A 24,471-nucleotide genomic window follows, 5' to 3' on the forward strand; every position below is an offset into this window, starting at 1 on the left:
CCACGTGCCCCGGGCGGTGCCCTTAGGCTGTATGGGCACATCATTCGGTGTTCCGGGGTTTTGAGGAAGGCGTACGGCGGACATGTCGCAGCAGGAGACGGACCAGCAGGTCATCAACGACGGGTTCGTCGTGGACACGGAGGACACCGAGGAGCGCGAGCAGGCGTACCGCGCGCGCGGCACCGCCCGCCCCATCACCGTCGTCGGCAACCCGGTCCTCCACAAGGAGTGCAAGGACGTCACCGAGTTCGACGACAAGCTGGCCGCGCTGATCGACGACATGTTCGCCAGCCAGCGGGCGGCCGAGGGCGTCGGCCTCGCCGCCAACCAGATCGGTGTCGACCTCAAGGTCTTCGTCTACGACTGCATGGACGACGACGGTGTGCGCCACGTCGGTGTCGTCTGCAACCCGGTCCTCGAAGACCTCCCGCAGGACCAGCGCAATCTGGACGAGGCGAACGAGGGCTGCCTGTCCGTCCCCACGGCGTACGCCGAACTGGCCCGCCCCGACTACGCGGTCGTGCACGGCCAGGACGCCCGGGGCAACGCCATCAAGGTGCGCGGCAGCGGTTACTTCGCGCGCTGCCTCCAGCACGAGACGGACCACCTGTACGGCTACCTGTACATCGACCGTCTGTCGAAGCGCGACCGCAAGGACGCGCTGAAGCAGATGGCAGAGGGCACGCCGCGCTACGAGGTCGTCCCGAACGACTGATCTCGCGTACGTACGACGCCAAGAGGGCCCCGTGCCGCCGGTTCGCCGGTGCGGGGCCCTCTTCGCTGCCGTCACCGTCGCCATTGGTCGGACAAATGACCCTGGCCGACGCCCTGTTGACGCGCGTCCAGGGGGGCGTCAGTCTCGGGCGTGCCCCGCTCCTGTGCTCCCCGTTTCCCGGCATGGAGGTCCAATGCTCCGACGTACCGCGAGATGTGCGCTCAGTATTGTCATGCTCATGATTGACGCGCTGGCCGCTACGGCCCCCTCCTGACGGCCGCACCGGAAGGCCGGCACGGACCCTACGCGGCCTGTGCCGGCCCCCGGAATGTGCGGCGGTAGGCGTTCGGGGTCGTGCCCAGTGACCGTACGAATTGATGACGCAGCGCCGCCGCGTTCCCGAACCCCGCGCGGCCCGCGATCGCGTCCACCGTGTGGTCCGTCGCCTCCAGCAACTCCTGGGCGAGGAGGACCCGCTGGCGCAGCAGCCAGCGGTACGGCGTCGTGCCCGTCTCCTGGAGGAAGCGGCGCGCGAACGTCCGGGGCGACATGTGCGCCCGTTCGGCCAGTTGCTCCACGGTCATCTCCTGGTCCAGATGCCGCTCCATCCAGGCCAGCACCCCGCCCACCGTGTCGCAGCGCGCGTACGTCAGCGGACGCTCGATGTACTGCGCCTGTCCGCCGTCGCGGTGCGGCGGGACGACCATGCGGCGGGCGATGGTGTTGGCGACCTCGGAACCGTGTTCCTGGCGTACGACATGCAAGCAGGCGTCGATCCCGGCGGCCGTGCCGGCCGACGTGATGACCGGGCCCTCGTCGACGTACAGTACATCCGGCTCGACCCGTGCCCGCGGATGGCGGCGGGCCAGCTCTGCGGAGTGCCGCCAGTGGGTCGTGCACCGGCGCCCGTCCAGCAGCCCCGCCGCGCCCAGTACGAACGCGCCCGAGCAGACGCTGAGCACCCGGGCCCCGCGGTCGACGGCCCGGCGCAGGGCGTCGAGCAGCGGCTCGGGGTAGGTGCGGGCCTCGCAGTGCTGGTCGGCGGGGATGGCGATGAGGTCGGCGCTGTCCAGCCGGTCGAGTCCGTGCGGTACGGAGATGGAGAAGGCGCCGGAACGGGCGCTCAGCGGGCCCGGTTCGGCGGCGCAGACCGCGAAGTCGTAGACCGGCAGCCCCTGATCGCTGCGGTCGATACCGAACACCTCACAGATGACGCCGAGTTCGAAGGGATTGACTCCGTCGACCAGCGCCACGGCCACGTTTTTCAGCATGCTCGCAGTGTGGCAGCAATTCGACGTTCCATGACAGTCCTGCCACTCACTTTTCTGGGCGGGAAAGACCACAGTGGAGCCATGACAACCTTCCTGAACTACCTCGCAGTCCTGACCGTCTTCCTGCTCCTCACCCTCCCTTCCTTCATCGGACACGCCAGAGAACGCCGGATCGACCGGCAGCTCCGGGAGGCCGGGAACCCCCGCCCGCGTCAGCCTGAAACAGCACGCAGGGCGCCCGGCCGGCGGCCGGTCAGGCGGTCCATCGCGACGGACGTGCTGTCGTCGGCCGGCAGGTGAACGATGAGGCGCTGGTCGTCGTCGGCGGGCAGTTCGAGCGTCTCGTACGCCAGCCTCAGCTCGCCCGCCTCCGGGTGCACGAGGCGGGTGACGCCGCTGGACCTCGGAAGCCCCGGCAGCGTGTCCACGCGCCCGCTGAAGTCCGCCCCGGCGGTGACGGTCAACTCGTCGGCGAGCACCGCGACATGCGCGTCCGCCCGGAAAGGGCCCTGCTTGAGCGCCGCCACCTGCTCGTCGGCGACGAGGCCCCAGTCGGGGTACGCGGTACGCGCCCGGGGGTCGGTGAACACGAAGCGGGCGAGGTTCGGCGGCGTGCCGTCCAGCAGGCCGATCGGGCCCGCCAGCCGCTCGTAGCCCTCCGTGCGGGCGAGGATCTCGCTCAGCCGGTTGACCAGCACGGCGGGTGTGGGCTCCAGCCGGTCGAGGAGTGCCCGCACGGTGGGCCGTACCGTACGGACGGGTGACGCGCCGCCCATGCAGTTGAATCCCGCGTCGGCCGCCTTGGTGAGGCGGTGCAGGTGGATGCGCTCGCTCGCGGTCAGCCGCAGCGCGTCGGCCAGCGCGGACAGCACCTGGGCGGAGGGCCGGCGGTCGCGCCCCTGCTCCAGACGTGTCACGTACTCGACGCTGACGCCCGCAAGCGTGGCCAGCTCGGAGCGGCGCAGGCCCGGTGTGCGGCGGCGGGCGCCGGTGGGCAGCCCCACCTCGGCGGGTGTGACGGCTTCACGGCGGATGCGCAGGAAGAGGCCCAGCTCGTTGTCGCTCACCTTCCGAACGTAACACCGGCTGCCGGACCGGATCGTGGCCCTGCCACTACCAGTCTCGGCCCGGCCTTCCTGGTCCCGGCTGCGCCCGGCAGATTGAGGGACGTGACCCCGACGGGTCACTCCCACACCTCGTATGCCGGACAACCGGACAAGGAGCACAGCCATGCACAGTGAGACGCCCCTCAATCTCGCGGTCGTCATCGGAAGCGTCAGGGAGGGCCGGTTCGGACCGGTCGTCGCCAACTGGTTCGTCGAACAGGCCGAGCAGCACGGCCGGTTCACCGTAGACCTCATCGACCTGGCGGATACGCCGATCCCGCTGGAGCTGCCGGCCGTGCCGCCGGCGATGCAGCCCGACCTGGCCCGCCCCGCGAGCATGGAGCCCCTCACCCGCCGGCTCGCCGCCGCCGACGCGGTCGTCGTACTGACGCCGGACTACAACCGCAGCTTCCCGGCCTCGCTCAAGGCCGCCGTCGACTGGCACTACACCGAATGGCAGGCCAAGCCGATCGGCTTCGTCGGTTACAGCGGAGGCAGCGGCGGCCTCCTGGCCATCGAACAGCTCCGCCAGGTCTTCAACGAGCTGCACGCCCACACGGTCCGCGACTACGTCTCGTTCCCCCGGTATTACGAGCTCTTCAGCCCCGACGGGAGCCTCAAGAACCCCGAAGAGCCCAACGGCGCCGCGAAGGTCCTGCTCGACCAGCTTCACTGGTGGGGCTCGGTCCTCCACGACGCCAGGCGCGACCGCCCGCTCGCGGTCTGAGGCTTCCTAGAAGTCGTCGTCGAAGGCGACCGAGCCCTCGACCGCGACCTGGTACGCCGACGGGCGGCGCTCGAAGAAGTTCGTCAGCTCCTGCACGCCCTGGAGCTCCATGAAGGAGAACGGGTTCTCCGAGCCGTACACCGGGGCGAAGCCGAGGCGCTCCAGGCGCTGGTCGGCGACGCACTGGAGGTACTCGCGCATCGACTCGGTGTTCATGCCGGGCAGGCCGTCACCGCACAGGTCGCGACCGAACTGGAGCTCCGCCTCGACGGCCTCCTTCAGCATGTCGGTGACCTGCTGCTGGAGGGCGTCGTCGAAGAGCTCCGGCTCCTCCTTGCGGACGGTGTCCACGACCTCGAACGCGAAGTTCATGTGCATCGTCTCGTCGCGGAACACCCAGTTGGTGCCGGTCGCCAGGCCGTGCAGCAGGCCGCGCGAGCGGAACCAGTAGACGTAGGCGAAGGCGCCGTAGAAGAACAGGCCCTCGATGCACGCCGCGAAGCAGATCAGGTTCAGCAGGAAGCGGCGGCGGTCGGCCTTCGTCTCCAGGCGGTCGATCTTCTCGACCGAGTCCATCCACTTGAAGCAGAACTGCGCCTTCTCGCGGATGGAGGGGATCTCCTCGACCGCGTCGAACGCCGCCGCGCGGTCGTCCGGGTCGGGCAGATAGGTGTCGAGCAGCGTCAAGTAGAACTGGACGTGCACGGCCTCCTCGAAGAGCTGGCGGGAGAGATACAGCCGCGCCTCGGGGGAGTTGATGTGCTTGTAGAGGGTCAGCACCAGGTTGTTGGAGACGATCGAGTCGCCCGTCGCGAAGAACGCGACCAGCCGGCCGATCATGTGCTGCTCACCGGGGGTGAGCTTGGCGAGGTCGGCGACGTCCGAGTGGAGGTCGACCTCCTCCACCGTCCAGGTGTTCTTGATCGCGTCCCGGTAGCGCTCGTAGAAGTCCGGGTAGCGCATGGGGCGCAGGGTCAGCTCGAAGCCCGGGTCGAGAAGGTTTTTGGATGTAGCAGCCTTGTCACTCATGATTACTGGCACGCCTCGCAGGACTCGGGGTTCTCAAGGGAGCAGGCGATCGCGTCCGCGTCGGGAGCCGGAGCCTGCTGTACGGGGATGGGGGCCGCGGCCGAGGCCGCGCGCGCGATGCGGGTCGCGGGGCGCGAGCGCAGGTAGTACGTCGTCTTCAGCCCCTTCTTCCAGGCGTACGCGTACATCGAGCTGAGCTTCCCGATGGTCGGCGTCTCCAGGAAGAGGTTGAGGGACTGCGACTGGTCGAGGTACGGCGTACGGGCCGCCGCCATGTCGATCAGTCCGCGCTGCGGGATCTCCCACGCGGTGCGGTACAGCGCTCGTACCTCGTCCGGGATCCAGCTGAAGCCCTGGACCGAGCCGCTGGCCTCGCGCAGCGCCTCGCGGGACTGGGCGTCCCAGACGCCGAGCTTCTTCAGGTCCTCCACCAAGTAGGCGTTGACCTGGAGGAATTCACCGCTGAGCGTCTCGCGCTTGAAGAGGTTGGAGACCTGCGGCTCGATGCACTCGTACACGCCCGCGATCGATGCGATGGTCGCGGTCGGCGCGATCGCGAGGAGCAGGGAGTTGCGCATTCCGGTCTTGGCGATACGGGCGCGCAGCGCGTCCCACCGCTCCGGCCAGGTCGTCTCGACGCCGTAGTGGTCGGGGTGCAGCACGCCGCGCGCGGCGCGGGTCTGGGACCAGGCGGGCAACGGTCCGTTGCGTTCGGCGAGGTCGCAGGAGGCCTCGTACGCGGCGAGCATGATCCGCTCGGCGATCTTCGTGGAGAGCGTCTTCGCTTCGGCGGAGTCGAAGGGCAGCCGCAGCTTGAAGAGGACATCCTGGAGGCCCATCGCACCCAGGCCCACCGGGCGCCAGCGGGAGTTGGAGCGGCCCGCCTGCTCGGTCGGGTAGAAGTTGATGTCGACGACGCGGTCGAGGAAGGTGACGGCGGTACGGACCGTCTCGTCCAGGCGCTCCCAGTCGATGTCGCCGGCCTCGGTGACGAACGAACCGAGGTTGACCGAACCGAGGTTGCAGACGGCCGTCTCGCCGTCGTCCGTGACCTCCAGGATCTCGGTGCAGAGGTTGGAGGAGTGGACGACGGAGCCGGGCTCGGCCGTCTGGTTGGCCGTACGGTTCGACGCGTCCTTGAAGGTCATCCAGCCGTTGCCGGTCTGGGCGAGGGTACGCATCATGCGGCCGTACAGGTCACGGGCCGGGATCGTCTTGCGGGCCAGACCCGCCGCCTCGGCCTTGCGGTACGCGGCGTCGAACTCGTCGCCCCACAGGTCGACCAGCTCGGGCGCGTCCGACGGCGAGAACAGCGACCAGTCGGCGTCGGCGTCGACGCGGCGCATGAACTCGTCGGGGATCCAGTGCGCGAGGTTCAGGTTGTGCGTACGCCGGGCGTCCTCACCGGTGTTGTCGCGGAGCTCCAGGAACTCCTCGATGTCCGCGTGCCAGGTCTCCAGGTACACGGCGGCGGCGCCCTTGCGCCTGCCGCCCTGGTTGACCGCCGCGACCGAGGCGTCGAGCGTCTTCAGGAACGGCACGATGCCGTTGGAGTGCCCGTTCGTGCCGCGGATCAGCGAACCGCGGGCGCGGATGCGGGAGTACGCGAGGCCGATGCCGCCCGCGTGCTTCGACAGGCGCGCGACCTGGTGGTAGCGGTCGTAGATCGAGTCGAGCTCGTCCTGCGGCGAGTCCAGCAGGTAGCAGGAGGACATCTGCGGGTGCCGGGTGCCGGAGTTGAAGAGCGTCGGGGAGGACGGGAGGTAGTCGAGGCGGCTCATCAGCCGGTAGAGGGAGGCGACTTCGTCGACGGCCGGGGCGGAGTCGTTCTCGGCGAGGCCGGACGCGACGCGCAGCATGAAGTGCTGCGGAGTCTCGATGACCTGGCGCGTGATCGGGTGGCGCAGCAGGTAACGGCTGTAGACCGTGCGCAGGCCGAAGTAGCCGAAGCGGTCGTCGGCAGTGGGGTCGATCAGCGCGTCGAGGCGAGCGGCGTGGGTGGCGACGAAGGCGGCCGTACGGTCCGCGATGAGGCCCTCGCGGTGGCCCACGGAGACCGACTCCGAGAAGGTACGGACGCCCTGCGTCGCCGCCTCGTCGCGGATCGTGCGGGTGAGCAGCCGGGCCGCGAGCCGCGAGTACGCCGGGTCCTCGGAGATGAGACCGGCGGCGGCGTCGGTGGCGAGCCCCCGCAACTCGGCCGCGTCGGAACCGGCGTTCCGGCCGCGCAGGGCCGCGGCGGCGACCTTGCCCGGGTCGGTGTCGGGAAGGTCGGCGGTGAGGTCGGTCAGGGTCCGCAGAAGTACGGTCCCGGGTCCGTCGGACGACTCCGTGGCGGTAGCCGTGGCAGTTGCTGTGGCAGATGCCGGATCGGCTGGCGCGATGGTCACGGGGTGCTCTCCCTCGCTCGGCTCGGGGCCGACGGGGGAGGGGGTGGGGGCGTACGGGCGCACGACACCCTTGAAGGGCGGTACATCACGTAGCGTCCACCGGCCCAACCGCGAGGCCCGGCGTGTCGGCATCCGGTTCGGTCGAGCCGGATGCGCCGTCGGCAGGTGGTCGGACTCCTGGGTGCGCGAAAGCACACCGATCACACCGTTGCGGGACAGTTCCGGATTCGCACCGGATTCCCCTGCGGCGACAGCGAGGTTGAGCATACATGTGGGGGCGGTTGGATGAGGCACCCCCCAGATGTTGTGTCGGTGCGGGTGGTGGGCCCTGCGGGAACCGGTCCCCTGCTGGCCCTTGCGGCAGTTGGGAGGAGCCCCCGCAGGACCCGTACGCCCCTCGGGCGTGTTGTGTCTCAGTCGACGGACGGGCGCGATCTCATATCTGGCTCTCCATCCGCTCGACCGCGTTCTTGGCCTCCACGAGGTCGGCGCCCGTGATCTCGCGGTAGAGCTTGATCGCCGGAATCTTCTTCCCGTCCCGCAGGAGCGTGTTGACCCGGTCCAGTTCGGGATCGGCCTCCTGGATGCCCAACTGGCCGAGGATGAGATCGATCTTGCGCTCAAGGCGGGCGACGTTGCGGGTGGTTCGTTTGATCCGGCCATCGGTGATCGAGCCCACCAGCACGATGACGATGAGGAGGGCGAGGAACAACATCTCCGTATTCATGATCCGCGATCCTAGTGAGCGCGGGTACAGCGACGGGCCGCCGCATCCCCGGGGGATGCGGCGGCCCGTACAACTGCCGGTCGTGCCACTGGCTCAGCAGCAGCGGAAGCCCTCGCGGGGGTCTGCCTCGCGGGCGTCCGTGCGGCTGCGCTCGAAGTCCCGGCGGGTCATGACCGGGGCCCCGGGGTCGTGGGAACGGGCGTGCGCGACATAGCGGTCGTACGCCGACTCGCCCGTCAGCTCGCGGACGTACCAGCGGATCCGGCCCGCCGCCCGGCGCACGTCCGTGAGGGTCATTCCGGCGTTCCTGTTCCGACTGTCTCCGTCCCGACTGTCCCCGTACCGACGGGCTCGGCTTCCTTGCGGATGCCGCCCTCCGGGCCGAGGCCTGCCGCCACGAGCTCCGCCTTCTCTTCCTTGGTCGCGATGATCGACGCGGGCGCGACGAGCCGCGACTCGACGAACGGAGCCTCGCTGAGCGTGGCGCTCGCGGGGTTGCGGACCGCCTTGACGCACACCCTGGCCGCGTCGACGAGCACCACCACGATGAGGATCGCGAAGAGCGCGCACAGCACGCCGTCGACCGTGGAGTTGGTGACGACGGTGTGCATGTCGTCGAGGCTCTTGGCGGGCGGCAGCACCTGGCCGGCGTCGATGCCCGCCTGGTACTTGTCGCGCTGGGCGAAGAAGCCGACCTTCACGTCGTCCGAGAAGATCTTCTGCCAGCTCGCGGTGAGCGTGACCGCGGCGTCCCAGGCGAGCGGGACGGCGGTGACCCATGCCCACTTCAGCCGCCCGGACTTGACGAGCAGTGTGGTGCAGACGGCGAGCGCGACGGCGGCGAGGAGCTGGTTGGCGATGCCGAACAGCGGGAAGAGCTGGTTGATGCCGCCCAGTGGGTCGTGCACGCCGACCCACAGGAAGTAGCCCCAGCCGCCGACGACGACAGCGCTGGCGAACCAGACACCCGGCTTCCAGCTGACCTGGCGGAACGGCTTGTAGACGTTGCCGAGCATGTCCTGGAGCATGAAGCGGCCGACGCGGGTGCCTGCGTCCACCGTGGTGAGGATGAACAGCGCCTCGAACATGATCGCGAAGTGGTACCAGAACGCCTTCATCCCGGCGCCGCCGATGACCGCCGAGAAGATCTCCGACATGCCGAGCGCAAAGGTCGGCGCACCACCGGTGCGCGACAGGAGGCTCTGCTCCTCGACATCCGCCGCCGCCTTGGCCAGCGCGTCGGGGGAGATGGAGAACCCGAGGTTGGTCACCGCTTCGGACGCGGCCTGGACGTTGTCGCCGATCACACCGGCGGGCGAGTTGATCGCGAAGTACAGGCCCGGGTCGATGATGCAGGCGGTGATCATCGCCATGACCGCGACGAACGACTCGGTCAGCATGGCGCCGTAACCGATCATCCGGATCTGCGTCTCCTTCTGGACCATCTTCGGGGTGGTGCCCGAAGAGACCAGGGAGTGGAAGCCGGAGAGGGCGCCGCAGGCGATGGTGATGAAGACGAACGGGAACATCGAGCCGGCGAAGACCGGGCCGGTGCCGCTGGTCGCGAAGTCGGTGACGGCGTCCATCTTCAGCGTCGGCAGGGCGATGAAGACGCCGAGAGCCAGCAGCCCGATCGTGCCGATCTTCATGAACGTCGAGAGGTAGTCGCGCGGGGCCAGGAGCAGCCACACCGGCAGCACCGAGGCGAGGAAGCCGTACACGATCATCCAGATGACGAGCGTGCCCGGCTCCAGCGTGAAGGTGTCCGCCCACGACGACTCCGCGACCCAGCCGCCCGCGACGATCGCGAGCAGCAGCAGCGATACGCCGATGAGCGACACCTCGCTGACCCGGCCGGGACGCAGAATGCGCAGATATACGCCCATGAAGAGCGCGATCGGGATCGTCATGCCGATGGAGAAGACGCCCCACGGCGAGTGCGCGAGGGCGTTCACGATGACCAGCGCGAGCACCGCGAGCAGGATGATCATGATGGCGAAGACGGCGATCAGCGCGGCCGCGCCGCCGAAGGGCCCGATCTCGTCACGTGCCATCTGGCCGAGCGAACGGCCGTTGCGGCGCGTGGAGAAGAACAGCGTCACCATGTCCTGGACGGCGCCGGCGAAGATGACGCCGACGATGATCCAGATCGTGCCGGGCAGGTAGCCCATCTGCGCGGCGAGCACGGGCCCGACCAGCGGCCCGGCGCCCGCGATCGCGGCGAAGTGGTGCCCGAACAGCACGCGCCGGTCGGTGGGGTGGAAGTCGACGCCGTTGTCGAGCCGCTCGGCGGGAGTGGCCCGGTTCTTGTCGACCTTCAGGACGCGGTTGGCGATGAAGCGCGAGTAGAAGCGGTACGCGATGGCGTACGAGCCGAGGGCCGCCGCCAGCATCCAGGCTGCGGAGACCTCTTCGCCCCTGGAGAGCGCGAGGACGGACCAGCCGATCGCTCCGACGAGGGCCACCGTGGCCCATATGGCTATGGACTTCGGGGACAGTGCCCGTTGCCTCTCGGGTGGAGGTGTCGATTCCGGCATGACGATCCGTCCCCTCGCGCGATCTTCCTCGTAATGTGCGCGAAATCTAGGCGCTGTGACCGCCGTCCGTAACCCCCCGTCCGCATATCGGTACGGACACAGTGGCGTCGCCGCAGGTCACGGGAGGTTCGGCGTCAGTCCGTCAGTCCGTCTCCGGCCGCTTCAGGTTGGCCACGCTGTGCTGTCCCGGGGGCAACCCCCGGACCCCCGGCCGCTCCTAGGGCGTGTCCGGCGGATCATGCCTGGGCCGCGGGGCCTGGCACGCACATCTGCGGCGTTGTCGTCAGTCGCTGACTCCCCCAAGTTCTCGACTGCGCTCGAACAGGGGGGACCCCCATCGCGTCGACTCCCTCCTCCGCCTTGCAGCTGCACGCACCAGGCCCCGCTCACCAGCACTGAGAACGCGCCGCACCCTGAAGTCGTCCTGATCCGCCGGACACGCCCTAGGCCGGCGCCGTCAGTCCGTCTCCGGCCGCTTCAGGTTGGCCACGAACTTGTAGCGGTCGCCCCGGTAGACAGAGCGCACCCACTCCACCGGATCGCCGTTCCCGTCGATCGAGTGCCGGGAGAGCATCAGCATCGGCAGGCCCACGTCCGTACCGAGCAGCCCGGCCTCGCGCGGCGTGGCGAGCGAGGTCTCGATGGTCTCCTCGGCCTCGGCGAGCCGTACGTCGTACACCTCGGCCAAGGCGGTGTAGAGCGAGGTGTACTTGACGAGCGAGCGGCGCAGCGCGGGGAAGCGCTTCGCCGACAGATGCGTCGTCTCGATGGCCATCGGCTCGCCGCTCGCCAGCCGCAGGCGCTCGATGCGCAGGACGCGGCCGCCCGGGCTGATGTCGAGCAGCCCGGCGAGCGTGTCGTCGGCTGTCACGTACCCGATGTCGAGGAGCTGGGACGTGGGCTCCAGGCCCTGTGCCCGCATGTCCTCGGTGTACGAGGTGAGTTGGAGGGCCTGCGAGACCTTGGGCTTGGCCACGAAGGTGCCCTTGCCCTGGATCCGTTCGAGACGGCCCTCGACGACCAGTTCCTGCAGCGCCTGGCGCACGGTCGTGCGTGACGTGTCGAACTCGGCTGCCAGGGTCCGCTCCGGCGGCACCGGCGTACCCGGCGGCAGCGTTTCCGTCATATCCAGCAAATGCCGCTTTAGCCGGTAGTACTTGGGTACGCGCGCCGTGCGAGTCGCCGGCCCGCCCTCGGCTTCTGTGCCGCCCCCGTCCGTGGCCATGACCCGCCTTCCCGACTTCTGTGCTGCTGCCGTCACCGGCTCCTCCGACTGTCGCGGCTCACATGGTGGCACGGCCTCGTCACGGGACGTCGCCCTTACTCAGGTGTCGGTCCGATAACGGACGCGAGTGCCCTTCTTATACACCCTTGACACCCCTAAAGGTCTAGGCCAAGCTCCCGGTACTGGTCTAAACCATTAAAGACCAGGTCCCAGCCCCACGGGCAGGCCCCTGTGCAGCGACTCCAGTTTCAGGAGTGATGCGACAGGAGCGATACGACGCAACTCCCGGGCGGTGTGGGGATTCTCTTGCATCCCTGAGGAGGGTGGCGTGAAGCGCAAGCTCATCGCGGCAATTGGTGCGACGGCCATGATGGCTTCGGTCGCGGCGTGTGGTTCCGGAGACTCCAACGCTTCCAAGGACCCCAAGGAGCGCAACGAGACGCTCACCGTCTGGCTGATGGTCGACGCTCAGAGCACGTGGCCCGAGCTGGTCAAGGACGTCAACGCCCAGTTCAAGGCGAAGTACCCCAAGACCAAGGTGAACGTCCAGTACCAGCAGTGGGGCGACAAGGCCAAGAAGCTGGACGCCGCGCTCGCCGGTGACAAGTACCCGGACGTCGTGGAGCTCGGCAACACCGAGACGATGACGTACATCCTCAACGGTGCTCTCGGCGAGATCGACCCGAAGAAGTACGAGAATTCCGACACCTGGATCAAGGGCCTCAAGGACACCTGTTCCTTCGAGGGCAAGCAGTACTGCGTGCCCTACTACGCGGGCGCCCGCGTCGCGCTCTACAACAAGGACATGTTCAAGGCGGGCACCGGCTCCGACAAGCTGCCCCAGACCGAGGCCGACCTGACCAAGGCCCTCGACAAGGTCGGCAAGAAGTACGACAAGGACAAGGCGTTCTCGCCGCTCTACCTGCCGGGCCGCTACTGGTACGCCGCCATGTCGTACGTCGCCGCGTACGGCGGCCAGATAGCCAAGTACGACGAGGGCACGAAGGAGTGGAAGTCCTCCCTCTCCACGCCCGAGGCGCAGAAGGGCATCAAGCACTTCACCGACCTGGTCGACACGTACAACAACGGCGACAAGACCAAGGACGAGCAGGACCACGCCAACGTCATGGCCAATGAGAAGACCGCTCTTCTATACGGCAACGGCTGGGAAGCCGGCAGCGTCATCGACCCCAAGGGCAACGGCAACGCCAAGCTGAAGGACAAGATCGGCGTCGCCGGTATGCCCGGCCCCGATGGCAAGGCCCTGCCGTCCTTCATCGGCGGCTCCGACCTCGCCACCATCTCCAAGTCCAAGGTCCAGGACCTCGGCGAGGAGTGGATCTCGATGTTCACGAGCGCGAAGTCGCAGGAGGTCCTCGCCTCCAAGAACATCCTGCCGAACAACACCAAGCAGCTCGCACCGCTGAAGGCCAAGCCGGAGACCGCTCCGATCGCCAACGCCGTGCCCGACGCCTGGTTCACGCCGATCGCCCCGGGCTGGACGGCCATCGAGAAGAAGGAAATTCTCGAAGTCATGCTGCTCGACATCATCAAGGGCAAGTCGGTCGAGGACGCCACCAAGGCGGCCGACGCGGAGATCGACAAGCTGATCAACGCAGAGTCCTGAACCAGAGCCTCTTGATCGCTCGCGGGGGTGGCGGTTCCTTCGGGAACCGCTGCCCCCGCCCTCCGGTATCCGGCCCGAACGGAAGGCAGCCAGCACAATGAGTGCCGCCGACATTCAAGCAGCAGACCCCCCGGCAACCATGGATCAGGCCCCCGAGGTCATCGGCCCCGAGCCGTCCGAGGGCGCGTCGCGCAGGCCGCGGAAGGCCGGCGCCCTGCTGCCGTACCTCCTGATAGCCCCCGCGTTCGTCGCGATCGCTGCCGTGTTCGTCTGGCCGCTGGTCAAGACGGTGATCATGTCCTTCCAGGACGTCGGCCGCCGCGAACTGTGGACCGGGGAAGCCGCCCCCTGGGTGGGATTCGACCAGTTCACCGAGATCCTCGGCGACGGCGAGTTCTGGGACGTCGTCGTACGCACGATCGTCTTCATGGCCGCCTGCGTGGTGTCCACGATGGTGATCGGGCTCGGCCTCGCCATGGTGATGCAGCGCATGTCCACCTGGGCCCGGCTGCTGCTCACGGCCGCGCTCATCGCGGCCTGGTCGATGCCGCTGCTCGTGGCGACCTCGATCTTCCGCTGGTTCGCCGACTCCGACTACGGCGTACTGAACATGGTGCTGACGGAGTATCTGGGCCTGGACTTCCAGGGCCACAACTGGTTCCTCGACTCCACGCAGGGCTTCACCATCATCGGCGGGGTCGTCGTCTGGGGCGCTGTCCCCTTCGTCACCATCACGCTCTACGCCGCCCTGACCCAGGTCCCCAAGGAGCTGGAGGAGGCCGCGTCGCTCGACGGCGCCGGCACCGGCGGCGTATTCCGTTATGTCACCTGGCCGGTCATCAAGCCGGTCTTCCAGATGGTCGCCACCCTGTCGGTGATCTGGGACTTCAATGTCTTCGGCCAGGTCTTCCTGATCCGCGGCAACAAGCCGGAACCGGAGTACGCGCTGCTCGGCCTCTACTCCTTCGAGAAGGCATTCGAGTCCAACTCCTTCAGCCAGGGCGCGGCGATCTCCCTCATCACGGTCCTGCTGCTGTCCGGCGTCGCCGTGTACTACCTGCGCCAGCTGCTCAAGATCGGAGAGGTCGAGTGAGCGTCTCCACTCCCCAGGTCCTGCGACCCGACCGCAAGAAGAACCGGCTGCTCTTCAATGTCGTAGGGCTGCTGGCCTTCGTCGTCATGGCCTTCCCGGTCTACTGGCTGGTCATCAGCGCACTGCGGCCGAACAGTGAAATCCGCAGCTACGACCAGACGTTGTGGCCCTCGTCGATCACCTTCGACAACTTCCAGCGGGCCATCAACATGCCGAACTTCGGCACGGCGATCCAGTCCAGCCTGATCATCTGTGTCACCGCGGTCGTCGGCGCCATGGTGCTCTCCACCATCGCCGCCTTCGCGATCGGCCGCTTCCGGTTCTTCGGCCGCAAGGCCTTCATGATGGTGCTGCTCGTCGTGCAGCTGCTGCCGCCGACCGCGATGCTCATCCCCATCTACATCCAGCTCAACGACCTGGGCGGGCTCAACGAGTACTGGGGCGTGACGACCATCTATCTCGTCTCCACGCTGCCCTTCGCGACCTGGATGATCCGCGGCTTCGTGATCAACATTCCGAAGGAGCTGGAGGAGTCCGCGATGGTGGACGGCTGCAGCCGGATGGGCGCCTTCTGGCGCGTCATCTTCCCGCTGCTCGCCCCCGGCCTCGCCGCCGCCTCGATCTTCTCGCTGATCAACGCGTGGAACGAGTACCTCCTCGCGTACGTCGTGCTCCAGGACAACGACAAATACACGCTCAATGTGTGGCTCATGAACTTCACCACCTCCCGCGGTGTGGACTACGGCGCGCTGATGGCCGCCTCGACGCTCATCGCCATCCCGGTCGTTGTCTTCTTCATGATCGTCCAGAAGAAGATGGCATCGGGTCTCACCTCCGGCGCAGTGAAGGGGTAACGCTCCCATGACGACCTTCGCACGTGGCACTGACACTCTGACGCGCGACGCCCTCGCCGTCCTCCAGCCGGGCTTCCTCGGCACCGCCGCCCCCGACTGGCTGCTGCGCCGTGTCGGTGAAGGGCTCACGTCCGTCGGCCTGTTCGGCCGCAACATCGCCTCTCCCGGGCAACTGGCGGCGCTCACCGCGCAGTTGCGCGCCGAACGCGACGACGTGCTCGTCGCGATCGACGAGGAGGGTGGTGACGTCACCCGCCTCGAAGTCCGGAACGGCTCGTCCTTCCCCGGCAATCTCGCGCTCGGCGCCGTCGACGACACCGAACTGACCAGGGCCGTCGCCCGCGAACTCGGCCGTCGGCTGGCAGAGTGCGGCGTCAACCTCAACTGGGCGCCGTCCGCCGACGTCAACTCGAATCCGGGCAATCCGGTCATCGGTGTACGTTCCTTCGGCGCCGACCCGCAGCTCGTGGCCCGGCACACGGCGGCGTACATCGAGGGTCTGCAGTCCTCCGGTGTCGCCGCGTGCACCAAGCACTTCCCCGGCCACGGCGACACCGCCGTCGATTCGCACCACGCGCTGCCCCGCATTGATGTGGATCTCGCCACGTTGCACGCCCGTGAGCTGGTGCCTTTCCGTGCCGCGATCGACGCGGGCTCCAAATCTGTGATGAGCGCGCATATCCTTCTTCCTGCGCTCGACCCGGCCCGCCCGGCGACTCTGAGCCCGCGGATCCTGACCGGTCTGCTGCGCGAGGAGCTGGGCTACGAAGGGCTTGTCATCACCGACGGCATGGAGATGCAGGCCATCTCCGCGACGTACGGCATCGAGCGTGGCAGCGTCCTGGCGATCGCCGCCGGCGCCGACGCGATCTGTGTCGGCGGCGGACTGGCGGACGACGAGACCGTGCTGCGGCTGCGCGATGCGCTGGTCGCAGCCGTACGGGACGGCGAACTGCCCGAGGAACGGCTGGCCGACGCGGCCGCCCGCGTGCGCGCGCTCGCGGGCTGGACGCGGCAGACCAGGGGGGCCCGGGGGGCTTCGGGGCCGGGCGTGGCTTCACAGGAGGGGACCGCGCCCGGCTCCGAAACCAGCATCGGCCTGGTGGCGGCCCGCCGCGCGCTGCGCATCACCCGGGGCGCGGACGCCACTCCAGCCATGGCAGCCGCTCCCGTCACCTCCGCGCCGTACGTCGCCGCCTTCACCCCCGTCGCGAACATCGCCGTCGGGGACGAAACGCCGTGGGGCGTGGCGGCCGAGCTCGCGCGACTGCTTCCGGGCACCGAGACGGACACGTACAGCAGCGAGGACTCCATGGCCGCGACGCAGGTTCTCGCAGCCGCCGGGGACCGCCGGATCGTCGCCGTTGTACGGGACATCCACCGCCACCCGTGGATGGGCGCGGCACTCGACGTCCTGCTCGCGGCACGCCCCGACACGGTCGTCGTCGAGATGGGAGTGCCCCAGGCGCCGCCGAGGGGCGCCCTGCACATCGCGACGCACGGCGCCGCGCGAGTGTGCGGGCTGGCGGCGGCGGAGGTCGTCGCGGGCGTCTGACCACACGAGCGTCTGACCACACGAGCGTCTGACGACACGAGCGTCTGACGACACGACGGTGCCGGGGTCCCACAGAGGGGCCCCGGCACCGTCATGTCATGCGTCTCAGTGCCTTACAGCCCCTGCCAGGCCGGCTTCGCCGCGTACGTCGCCCGGAAGTAGTCGGCGAGCTTCAGCTTGGACGCCGCCGCCTCGTCTACGACGACCGTCGCGTGCGGGTGCAGCTGGAGCGCGGAGGCCGGCACCAGCGCGGCGACCGGCCCCTCGACGGTCTGCGCCACCGCCTCGGCCTTGCCCTCACCGGTGGCGAGCAGCACCAGGTGGCGGGCCTCCAGGATGGTGCCTATGCCCTGGGTGATGACGTGGTGGGGCACCTGGTCGATGTCGCCGTCGAAGAACCGCGCGTTGTCGACGCGGGTCTGCTCGGTCAGCGTCTTGATCCGGGTGCGGGAGGCGAGCGAGGAGCAGGGCTCGTTGAAGCCGATGTGCCCGTCGGTGCCTATGCCGAGCAGCTGGAGGTCGACGCCGCCCGCCTCGGCGAGCGCACGGTCGTATGCCTCGCACGCGGCCTGGATGTCGTCGGCGGAGCCGTCGGGTCCCATGAAGGACGCCTCGGACAGGCCGAGCGGCTCGACGACCTCGCGCAGCACGACCGAGCGGTACGACTCGGGATGCCCGGCGGGCAGGCCGACGTACTCGTCCAGCTGGCAGATCCGGGCACGCGACGCGTCGACGGCGCCGGAGCGGACCTTGGCGGTCAGCGCTTCGTAGATGGGCAGCGGGGACGAACCGGTGGCCACGCCGAGCAGCGCGCCGGGCTTGCGGCCCAGCAGGTCGACGATCCCTGCCGCGATGAGCTCGCCGCCCGCTCCGGCGTCCGGAACGATGACAACTTCCACGCTGATCCTGCCGATCTGAAGAGGGAGCCAGTATGGTGGTATAGACCAATCTAGCAGAGCTCCGGTGTACGTCAGGGGGCTTTCGCCAGGCGGACAACAGGCGGACGAACGGACTCTCGTGGTCGACTGGGACCGTGGCGGCGTTCGTCACTCTGGAGGCACTGAGCATGGTCGAGCAGCCCGGCAGGATCATGTCCGGCGAGATGGCGGAGCAGCCCGCGGTGCTGCGCCGGATCCTCGAAACCGGCGCCCCGAGAATCCGTGAGACCGCACAGGCGATCGCCGCGAGGAAACCGCGCTTCGTGCTCCTCACCGCCCGCGGTACGTCGGACAACGCGGCGCTCTACGCGAAGTACCTGCTGGAGATCCGGCTCGGTCTGCCGTGCGGGCTGACCTCCATGTCCACGACGACGGCGTACGGCGCCAGGCCCGACCTCAGTGACGTGCTGGTCATCACGGTCAGCCAGTCCGGCGGCTCGCCCGACCTGGTGGCCTCCACCAGGGCGGCGCGCGCGGCGGGCGCGGTCACCCTCGCCGTGACCAACAATCCGGACTCGGCGCTGGCCGCGGTCAGTGAGTACCACATCGACATCCAGGCGGGCCCGGAGAAGGCCCTGCCCGCCACGAAGACGTACACCGCCTCGCTCCTCGCCCTCTACCTCTTCGTCGAGGGCCTGCGGGGCGGCGACGGCACGGCCGCACAGGTCCTGCCCGAACTCGCGGAGCAGATCCTGGCCCGCAAGGCGGAGATCAAGCAGCTCGCCGCCCGCTACCGTTTCGCCGAGCGCATGGTCATCACATCGCGCGGCTACGGCTATCCGACGGCCAAGGAGGCGGCGCTCAAGCTGATGGAGACGAGCTACATCCCCGCCCTCTCCTACTCCGGAGCCGACCTGCTGCACGGCCCGCTCGCCATGGTCGACAACATCTCGCCGGTCATCGCGGTCGTCACGGCCGGCAAGGGCGGCGAGGCGCTCCAGCCCGTACTGGACCGCCTGCGGGGCCGGGGCGCGGACCTGTTCGTGATCGGCCCGAAGGCACAGGTCGATGCCGCGTCGGCGGGCTTCGTCCTCTCCATGGAGGGCGTCGCGGAGGAACTCCAGCCGATTCTGGAGATCCTCCCGCTTCAGCTCCTGGCGTACGAGGTGACGATCGCCCGAGGTCAGGACCCGGACGCCCCCCGAGCCCTGGCCAAAGTCACCGAAACCCACTGACCCTGCGGGCCCGGCCATGATTTGATCCAGCAGGGCCATAGACACAAGTTAATGGTCTAGTCCACAATGTGCAGGTAAAAAGCTTCCTCCCTCCCCGCACAGGAGGGCGGAACGAGGCACCGGTCGCTCTCTGCCCTGACTGCGTACCGGTACCTCTGTCGGCCGCGCGGGACCGCACATCCGCCGGCCTGAGTAGCTCCGGGCTGCGGTGCCGGCAGGGCTGAGGGTCCCTGCCAGGCGCCGCGGCCATGGGGTCGCCCGAGCGGCGGTACGCTCGCACACGTGCCCTCCATGAACGACCTCGTCCGCCAGCACACCGCTCTGAGTGAAACCGACCTCGAGTGGCTCCACCTGCTGGTCTCGGAGTGGCAGCTGCTCTCCGACCTCTCCTTCGCCGACCTCGTCCTGTGGGTCCCCACGCTGGACGGCACCCGCTATGTGTCCGTCGCCCAGATGCGGCCCAACACCGGGCCGACCTCCTACCAGGACGACATGGTCGGCCACCTCGTCCCGCGCGGCCGCCGCCCCCTCCTCGACGCCGCCCTCGACGAAGGCCGGATAGTGCGCGAGGGCGACCCCGAGTGGCGGGAGGAGGTCCCGGTCCGGGTCGAGTCGATTCCCGTACGCCGCGAGGGCCGCGTACTCGGAGTGATCGCACGCAATACGAACCTGCTGACCGTACGCACGCCCAGCCGCCTCGAACTGACCTACCTCCAGAGCGCCTCCGACCTGGCCCAGATGATCGCCGCGGGGTCCTTCCCGTTCCCCGGCCAGCAGGTCGACATGGACGCGTCACCGCGCGCCGGAGACGGCCTGATCAGGCTCGACGCGGACGGCATCGTCCAGTACGCGTCGCCGAACGCCCTCTCCGCGTACCACCGCCTCGGCCTCGCCTCCGACCTCGTCGGCCACCACCTGGGCCAGGCCACCGCCGAACTCGCCCCCTCCCGCGGCCCGGTGGACGAAGCGCTGGTCAAGCTGGCCAGCGGCTGGGCGCCGCGCGAGACCGAAGTCGAGGGCAACGGCGGGGTGATCCAGCTGCGCGCGATCCCGCTCAAGCCCAAGGGCACCCGCATCGGATCGCTCGTACTGTGCCGGGACGTCACGGAACTGCGCCGCCGCGAGCGGGAGTTGATCACCAAGGACGCCACCATCCGGGAGATCCACCACAGGGTGAAGAACAACCTCCAGACGGTGGCGGCGCTGCTGCGCCTCCAGGCCCGCAGGATGGATTCGGAGCAGGGGCGCGAGGCGCTCAACGAGGCGGTACGCCGCGTCGGCTCGATCGCGATCGTCCACGAGACGCTCTCGCAGAACCTCGACGAGCGCGTGGAGTTCGACGACATCGCCGACCGGGTGATCGCGATGGTCGCCGAAATCTCGCCCGGCAAGGTCAAGTGCCGCCGTACGGGCCGTTTCGGCATCCTCGACGCCGAGGTCGCGACCCCGCTGGCGATGGTCCTCACCGAGATCATGCAGAACGCCCTGGAGCACGCTTTCGCACCTGCGGAGCAGGGATCGGTCGAGGTCGCGGCGGTGCGCGGCGGCGACCGCAAGGACGCGCGGCTGCTGATCACGGTGCAGGACGACGGGCGCGGACTGCCCGAGGGGTTCGACCCGAAGCGGACCGGCAATCTGGGGCTGCAGATCGTACGGACCCTGGTGGAGGGCGAGTTGGGCGGGACGTTCGACATGGTCCCCGGCCCGGAGGGCGGTACGCAGGTCCTGCTCGACATCCCCGTCAGGGCCGACAAGTAGAAAGCAGCGAGCCCCGGACCGAGAACGGTCCGGGGCTCACTGTGCGCATCGGGGGGTACTGCGCGCTGCGGCTCGGGGCGGGTGGTGCGTACGCGCTCTCAACGGTTTATGCCGTCAAGGCACACGCGCCGCCAAGCTCAGGCTCGAAGCAGGGGGAATCAGGCGGTCGCGTTACGCGCCCGGTTGCGGGCGGCGCGGCGCTTCATTGCGCGTCGCTCGTCCTCGCTGAGTCCACCCCAGACGCCGGAGTCCTGACCGGACTCGAGCGCCCACTGCAGGCACTGCTCCATGACGGGGCAGCGGCGGCAGACGGCCTTGGCTTCCTCGATCTGCAGCAGCGCAGGACCGGTGTTGCCGATGGGGAAGAACAGCTCCGGGTCTTCCTCACGACAAACGGCGTTGTGACGCCAGTCCATGGCTGCTACCTCTCCTTGGTATTACAAGCACGTTGCTTGTGAATGTGAACGCTTTCACGAATCCCCCCGCAAGTGAAGGGCCGACTGCCAGTTGCCTGGTGTGGTCCTTGTGAAGGAGGGGTTCTTGCTCTCAGTGGAGGCCGGTGTTGCGGGCCGTCCCGATCGCCATGTAGAGATTCGCAAACCTCGGCAGCGGATACAACCCCTTCCGGAAAGTTTTTTTTGATTCCTCGGTGTCGGCTAGGTCACAGCCGTACTTCCATGGGGTGGACCCCAGTAGATACGTTCGAGTTAAAGGACTTTTGCGCGTTCCGCTCACACAATCACACGCAGTGCACGGCGTACGCCTGTGAACGTCACGCTAGTACGCAGTCCTAGGTGGTCGCCGTCCATCTGGAAGGGCAGCGGAGCCTTTGAATGCAAGGTGAAGTCCGTCAAGTCATGCAGCGTTACCGCGTGCTTACCGTGCGGACCGCGATCAGGACTTGAAGTGAGCAGCTGGGTCGCATAACGGGCCACCGTGGGGGTGGACATCCGGCTGAGGGCGAGTACGTCCAGGGCCTTGTCGAAGGAGGCCTCGGGGGACGCGTACATCGGGCGATTCCCCAGGTAGGTCCATGGTGCGGTGTTGCAGACTATGGAAAGCACAAGATCTTTTACGGGGTCGTGGCCCGGCCGCTCCAGGGTGATCAGCCCGTGCAGGCGGTGCGGTTCCTCCAGGAATTGGCGTACCACCTGGCGCACGTAGAGGGCGTGGGTCGAGCGCTTTCCGCGCTCCCGCTGCTGCTCGACCCTGCCGATCACTCCCGCGTCGAAACCGAGCCCCGCCGTGAACGTGAACCAGCGGCCCGGGACGGATTCGTCCTCGGTGCCCGGCGTGCCGCCCGCGTGCCCGAGGCCGACCGTGCGCTCGCTGCGCGTGCTCAGGGCGTCCAGAATGGCGCCGGTCGCCTCGACGGCGTCGTTGGGCAGCCCCAGCGCTCGGGCGAATACGTTCGTGGAGCCACCGGGGACGACCGCGAGGCGCGGCAGCCGGTCGGGGTCGGGCCCGGCGTGCAGGAGCCCGTTGACGACCTCGTTGACGGTGCCGTCGCCACCGAGCGCGACGACCAGGTCGATCTCCTTGCTCTGCGCGGCCTGCCGGGCCAGGTCGCGGGCGTGTCCGCGGTACTCGGTGGTCACCGCTTCCAGCTTCATCTCGCTGGCGAGGGCATGAATCAGGACATCGCGGGTGCGTGCGCTGGTGGTGGTTGCTGCCGGGTTGACCACGAGGAGTGAGCGCATGCGCAGCAGCCTACCTACTTGGGGGTACCCGGCCCAGACCTGGCCCGCTGGGGCGGCCGCTACGCTGCAGGGGTGAGTACTGAGCAGCCCGAGCAAGAGCAGGCACCCGCCGCCGAACCCCGACCCTCCAGGCTGACGGCCGCCGCGGCGCTCGCCGCGCTTGAGGGCCTGGCCCTGATCGCCGGTGGCGCGTACATGCTCGTAATGGGACTGATCGGCAGCCCCGACAAGCCGGAGCAGGCGGAGATGGGCGGCCTGACCCTGCTCGTCCTCGCGGTGCTGCCGCTGGTGGCCGCGCGCGGACTGCTCAAGTGCCGGGCGTGGAGCCGGGGGCCGGCCATCATCACGCAGCTCATGGCGCTGCCGGTGGCCTGGACTCTGCTGCGCTCGGAGGGCTCACTGCTGATCCCGGCCGGAATCGTGCTCGCCGCGGTGGCCGTGACGTCACTGGTGCTGCTGGTCAACCCGCAGACCACGCAGGCGCTGGGAATCCGCAGCGCCCGCGACGCATAGCGTCACGGGCGCAGCGACAGCGTCAAGGATCACTCCTCGACGAGGAGCCTTTCGCGGAGCTGGGCCAGCGTGCGGGCCAGCAGGCGCGAGACATGCATCTGGGAGATGCCGACCTCCTGCGCGATCTGCGACTGCGTCATGTTCCCGAAGAAGCGAAGCAGCAGAATCCGCTTCTCCCGGGGCGGAAGATCCTCCAGCAGCGGCTTGAGTGACTCCCGGTACTCGACACCCTCCAGCGCCTCGTCCTCCGCGCCCAGCGTGTCAGCGACGGCCGGGGAATCGTCGTCCGTGTCCGGGACGTCCAGCGACAGCGTGCTGTACGCGTTGGCCGACTCCAGGCCCTCCAGGACCTCTTCCTCCGAGATCCCGAGGCGCTCGGCCAGCTCGTGCACCGTCGGGGAACGACCGTGCTGCTGGGAGAGCTCCGCCGTGGCCGTCGTCAGCGACAGGCGCAGTTCCTGAAGCCGGCGCGGCACCCGGACCGCCCAGCCCTTGTCGCGGAAGTGCCGCTTGATCTCACCGACGACGGTCGGTGTCGCGTACGTCGAGAACTCGACGCCGCGCTCCGGATCGAACCGGTCCACCGACTTGATCAGCCCGATCGTGGCGACCTGGGTCAGGTCGTCGAGAGGCTCGCCGCGGTTGCGGAACCGCCGCGCGAGGTGCTCGACCAGCGGAAGGTGCATCCGCACAAGACGGTTGCGCAGCTCCGCCTTCTCCATCGATCCGTCCGGCAGTTTGCGCAGCTCGATGAACATCGAGCGCGCACCACTGCGATCGTGCGGATCATGGCGTCCGTGATCCTTGGAGTGCTCTTCGTGCTCGCTCATCTGGCCCGCCCGCTCTGCCTGCTCCGCCGCCGCCGTGCCCACCAAGCCCTCCACCAGGCCGTCCACCGGGTGGGGGCGGGCCTGCTGCTCAGGGAGACCCGTCGGCTGGAGCGCGGACTCGACCGGAGTCGCGCGCCCTCCCGCGGGCGTCTTTGGGCTGAGCTCCTCGTTGCGCACCGGCCCGTCCCCGTTCCTCACGCCGGCCCGGGTCCCGCGCCGCGCTGTTTGTACAGGCTGATGGTGACCGTACGGTCCTCCGCGACCGTGGAGTCGACCTTGCCCGCGAGTGCGGAGAGCACCGTCCAGGCGAACGTGTCGCGCTCGGGCGCGCGCCCGTCGGTGGTCGGGGCCGACACCGTCACGTCGAGGGAGTCGTCGACGAGCCGGAAGACGCAGCTGAGGACGGAGCCCGGCACGGCCTGCTGAAGCAGGATCGCGCAGGCCTCGTCGACCGCGATGCGCAGGTCCTCGATCTCGTCGAGGGTGAAGTCCAAGCGCGCCGCAAGGCCGGCAGTGGCCGTACGCAGCACGGACAGATAGGCACCTGCAGCGGGCAGCCGGACTTCCACGAAGTCCTGGGTCCCGGGCTCGCCTGCGATCTGGGACACCCTCACCTCCAAGGTGGCACAAGCTCTTTCGGGGGTCCGAGAGGGGGCACCCCCCGGAGCCACGCGGTACGTCGTTCGCCGGTGACGCTATCG

At 68.6% G+C, this 24,471-nt stretch carries 22 protein-coding genes and 1 riboswitch; of the genes, 9 read left to right on the top strand and 13 right to left on the bottom strand.

Going from position 1 to position 24,471, the window contains the following annotated elements; genetic code table 11:
* Window positions 1-82: 82 nt before the first annotated feature.
* Window positions 83-715: a peptide deformylase gene (def, locus tag PXH83_RS20705; RefSeq protein ID WP_274561889.1), complete on the top strand. Its 633-nt coding sequence runs from the start codon at window positions 83-85 to the stop codon at window positions 713-715.
* Window positions 716-1,017: 302 nt separating this feature from the next.
* Here def and PXH83_RS20710 read toward each other — a convergent pair whose 3' ends face one another.
* Window positions 1,018-1,986: a helix-turn-helix domain-containing protein gene (locus PXH83_RS20710; protein WP_274561890.1), complete on the bottom strand. Its 969-nt coding sequence runs from the start codon at window positions 1,984-1,986 to the stop codon at window positions 1,018-1,020.
* A gap of 212 nt (window positions 1,987-2,198) precedes the next feature.
* The gene (locus PXH83_RS20715; RefSeq protein ID WP_274561891.1) at window positions 2,199-3,053 is read right to left on the bottom strand and encodes a helix-turn-helix domain-containing protein; all 855 of its coding nucleotides are present in this window, start codon (window positions 3,051-3,053) and stop codon (window positions 2,199-2,201) included.
* Between the two features lie 163 nt (window positions 3,054-3,216).
* Between PXH83_RS20715 and PXH83_RS20720 the strand changes: the two genes are divergently transcribed.
* Window positions 3,217-3,819: an NADPH-dependent FMN reductase gene (locus PXH83_RS20720; RefSeq protein ID WP_274561892.1), complete on the top strand. Its 603-nt coding sequence runs from the start codon at window positions 3,217-3,219 to the stop codon at window positions 3,817-3,819.
* 6 nt (window positions 3,820-3,825) lie between these two features.
* Here PXH83_RS20720 and PXH83_RS20725 read toward each other — a convergent pair whose 3' ends face one another.
* The 6 genes from PXH83_RS20725 to PXH83_RS20750 form a co-directional block, all read right to left on the bottom strand.
* A complete protein-coding gene (locus PXH83_RS20725) occupies window positions 3,826-4,848 on the bottom strand; it encodes a ribonucleotide-diphosphate reductase subunit beta (protein ID WP_274561894.1) in 1,023 nt (340 codons plus the stop codon).
* A gap of 2 nt (window positions 4,849-4,850) precedes the next feature.
* Window positions 4,851-7,238 carry a ribonucleoside-diphosphate reductase subunit alpha gene (locus tag PXH83_RS20730; protein WP_274561895.1) on the bottom strand — a complete coding sequence of 796 codons (2,388 nt, stop codon included), beginning with the start codon at window positions 7,236-7,238 and terminating at the stop codon, window positions 4,851-4,853.
* A gap of 171 nt (window positions 7,239-7,409) precedes the next feature.
* Window positions 7,410-7,480: riboswitch (cobalamin riboswitch) on the bottom strand.
* A gap of 194 nt (window positions 7,481-7,674) precedes the next feature.
* Window positions 7,675-7,965, bottom strand: a complete 291-nt coding sequence (locus tag PXH83_RS20735; protein WP_274561896.1) for a ribosomal protein L7/L12 — start codon at window positions 7,963-7,965, stop codon at window positions 7,675-7,677.
* Between the two features lie 93 nt (window positions 7,966-8,058).
* A complete protein-coding gene (locus PXH83_RS20740; RefSeq protein WP_274561897.1) occupies window positions 8,059-8,262 on the bottom strand; it encodes a YbdD/YjiX family protein in 204 nt (67 codons plus the stop codon).
* A complete protein-coding gene (locus PXH83_RS20745; protein WP_274561898.1) occupies window positions 8,259-10,502 on the bottom strand; it encodes a carbon starvation CstA family protein in 2,244 nt (747 codons plus the stop codon). Before PXH83_RS20745 ends, PXH83_RS20740 begins: the two co-directional genes overlap by 4 nt.
* 457 nt (window positions 10,503-10,959) lie before the next feature.
* Entirely contained in the window at window positions 10,960-11,727 is a 768-nt protein-coding gene (locus PXH83_RS20750; protein WP_214920334.1) for a GntR family transcriptional regulator, read from the bottom strand.
* 328 nt (window positions 11,728-12,055) lie between these two features.
* On the opposite strand from PXH83_RS20750, the gene PXH83_RS20755 reads away from it, so the two are divergent.
* The 4 genes from PXH83_RS20755 (at window position 12,056) to PXH83_RS20770 (ending at window position 16,856) form a co-directional block, all read left to right on the top strand.
* Complete coding sequence (locus PXH83_RS20755) at window positions 12,056-13,354, top strand: sugar ABC transporter substrate-binding protein (RefSeq protein ID WP_274561899.1); 1,299 nt, start codon at window positions 12,056-12,058, stop codon at window positions 13,352-13,354.
* A gap of 97 nt (window positions 13,355-13,451) precedes the next feature.
* Window positions 13,452-14,447, top strand: coding sequence for a carbohydrate ABC transporter permease (locus tag PXH83_RS20760; RefSeq protein ID WP_274561900.1), 996 nt, complete (start codon window positions 13,452-13,454; stop codon window positions 14,445-14,447).
* Window positions 14,444-15,301: a carbohydrate ABC transporter permease gene (locus PXH83_RS20765; protein WP_274561901.1), complete on the top strand. Its 858-nt coding sequence runs from the start codon at window positions 14,444-14,446 to the stop codon at window positions 15,299-15,301. The genes PXH83_RS20760 and PXH83_RS20765 overlap by 4 nt, the downstream gene beginning before the upstream one ends.
* Window positions 15,302-15,308: 7 nt before the next feature.
* Window positions 15,309-16,856, top strand: coding sequence for a glycoside hydrolase family 3 protein (locus tag PXH83_RS20770; protein ID WP_274561902.1), 1,548 nt, complete (start codon window positions 15,309-15,311; stop codon window positions 16,854-16,856).
* Window positions 16,857-16,969: 113 nt separating this feature from the next.
* Here the strand turns inward: PXH83_RS20770 and nagB are convergent, their stop codons facing one another.
* Window positions 16,970-17,755 (bottom strand): glucosamine-6-phosphate deaminase, encoded by a 786-nt coding sequence (nagB, locus tag PXH83_RS20775; RefSeq protein WP_214920339.1) that lies wholly within the window; start codon window positions 17,753-17,755, stop codon window positions 16,970-16,972.
* Window positions 17,756-17,922: 167 nt separating this feature from the next.
* Between nagB and PXH83_RS20780 the strand changes: the two genes are divergently transcribed.
* On the top strand, window positions 17,923-18,969 hold the full coding sequence (locus PXH83_RS20780) for an SIS domain-containing protein (protein ID WP_274562923.1): 1,047 nt from the start codon (window positions 17,923-17,925) through the stop codon (window positions 18,967-18,969).
* 291 nt (window positions 18,970-19,260) lie between these two features.
* Window positions 19,261-20,727, top strand: coding sequence for a sensor histidine kinase (locus tag PXH83_RS20785; protein ID WP_274562924.1), 1,467 nt, complete (start codon window positions 19,261-19,263; stop codon window positions 20,725-20,727).
* A 158-nt stretch (window positions 20,728-20,885) separates the two neighbouring features.
* On the opposite strand, the gene PXH83_RS20790 is transcribed toward PXH83_RS20785, so the two are convergent.
* Window positions 20,886-21,143, bottom strand: coding sequence for a WhiB family transcriptional regulator (locus PXH83_RS20790; protein ID WP_004937597.1), 258 nt, complete (start codon window positions 21,141-21,143; stop codon window positions 20,886-20,888).
* A 315-nt stretch (window positions 21,144-21,458) separates the two neighbouring features.
* Window positions 21,459-22,427 (bottom strand): diacylglycerol/lipid kinase family protein, encoded by a 969-nt coding sequence (locus tag PXH83_RS20795; protein ID WP_274561905.1) that lies wholly within the window; start codon window positions 22,425-22,427, stop codon window positions 21,459-21,461.
* Window positions 22,428-22,499: 72 nt separating this feature from the next.
* Here PXH83_RS20795 and PXH83_RS20800 point away from each other — a divergent pair, with 72 nt between their 5' ends.
* Window positions 22,500-22,940: a hypothetical protein gene (locus PXH83_RS20800; protein WP_274561906.1), complete on the top strand. Its 441-nt coding sequence runs from the start codon at window positions 22,500-22,502 to the stop codon at window positions 22,938-22,940.
* A 29-nt stretch (window positions 22,941-22,969) separates the two neighbouring features.
* Here the strand turns inward: PXH83_RS20800 and PXH83_RS20805 are convergent, their stop codons facing one another.
* Together PXH83_RS20805 and PXH83_RS20810 are read right to left on the bottom strand one after the other, a co-directional pair.
* On the bottom strand, window positions 22,970-24,076 hold the full coding sequence (locus tag PXH83_RS20805; RefSeq protein ID WP_420803235.1) for an RNA polymerase sigma factor SigF: 1,107 nt from the start codon (window positions 24,074-24,076) through the stop codon (window positions 22,970-22,972).
* The gene (locus PXH83_RS20810) at window positions 23,965-24,378 is read right to left on the bottom strand and encodes an ATP-binding protein (protein WP_214920344.1); all 414 of its coding nucleotides are present in this window, start codon (window positions 24,376-24,378) and stop codon (window positions 23,965-23,967) included. Before PXH83_RS20810 ends, PXH83_RS20805 begins: the two co-directional genes overlap by 112 nt.
* Window positions 24,379-24,471 lie beyond the last annotated feature (93 nt).

The organism is Streptomyces spiramyceticus, assembly GCF_028807635.1.
Classification (GTDB): Bacteria; Actinomycetota; Actinomycetes; order Streptomycetales; family Streptomycetaceae; genus Streptomyces; species Streptomyces spiramyceticus.

Excerpts from the sequence above, each read along its gene's own strand:
- def (WP_274561889.1), top strand. The coding sequence starts at position 83 with ATGTCGCAGCAGGAGACGGACCAGCAGGTCATCAACGACGGGTTCGTC.
- PXH83_RS20710 (WP_274561890.1), bottom strand. The coding sequence starts at position 1,986 with ATGCTGAAAAACGTGGCCGTGGCGCTGGTCGACGGAGTCAATCCCTTC.
- PXH83_RS20720 (WP_274561892.1), top strand. The coding sequence starts at position 3,217 with ATGCACAGTGAGACGCCCCTCAATCTCGCGGTCGTCATCGGAAGCGTC.
- PXH83_RS20725 (WP_274561894.1), bottom strand. The coding sequence starts at position 4,848 with ATGAGTGACAAGGCTGCTACATCCAAAAACCTTCTCGACCCGGGCTTC.
- PXH83_RS20735 (WP_274561896.1), bottom strand. The coding sequence starts at position 7,965 with ATGAATACGGAGATGTTGTTCCTCGCCCTCCTCATCGTCATCGTGCTG.
- PXH83_RS20740 (WP_274561897.1), bottom strand. The coding sequence starts at position 8,262 with ATGACCCTCACGGACGTGCGCCGGGCGGCGGGCCGGATCCGCTGGTAC.
- PXH83_RS20745 (WP_274561898.1), bottom strand. The coding sequence starts at position 10,502 with ATGCCGGAATCGACACCTCCACCCGAGAGGCAACGGGCACTGTCCCCG.
- PXH83_RS20750 (WP_214920334.1), bottom strand. The coding sequence starts at position 11,727 with ATGGCCACGGACGGGGGCGGCACAGAAGCCGAGGGCGGGCCGGCGACT.
- PXH83_RS20760 (WP_274561900.1), top strand. The coding sequence starts at position 13,452 with ATGAGTGCCGCCGACATTCAAGCAGCAGACCCCCCGGCAACCATGGAT.
- PXH83_RS20770 (WP_274561902.1), top strand. The coding sequence starts at position 15,309 with ATGACGACCTTCGCACGTGGCACTGACACTCTGACGCGCGACGCCCTC.
- PXH83_RS20780 (WP_274562923.1), top strand. The coding sequence starts at position 17,923 with ATGGTCGAGCAGCCCGGCAGGATCATGTCCGGCGAGATGGCGGAGCAG.
- PXH83_RS20785 (WP_274562924.1), top strand. The coding sequence starts at position 19,261 with ATGAACGACCTCGTCCGCCAGCACACCGCTCTGAGTGAAACCGACCTC.
- PXH83_RS20790 (WP_004937597.1), bottom strand. The coding sequence starts at position 21,143 with ATGGACTGGCGTCACAACGCCGTTTGTCGTGAGGAAGACCCGGAGCTG.
- PXH83_RS20795 (WP_274561905.1), bottom strand. The coding sequence starts at position 22,427 with ATGCGCTCACTCCTCGTGGTCAACCCGGCAGCAACCACCACCAGCGCA.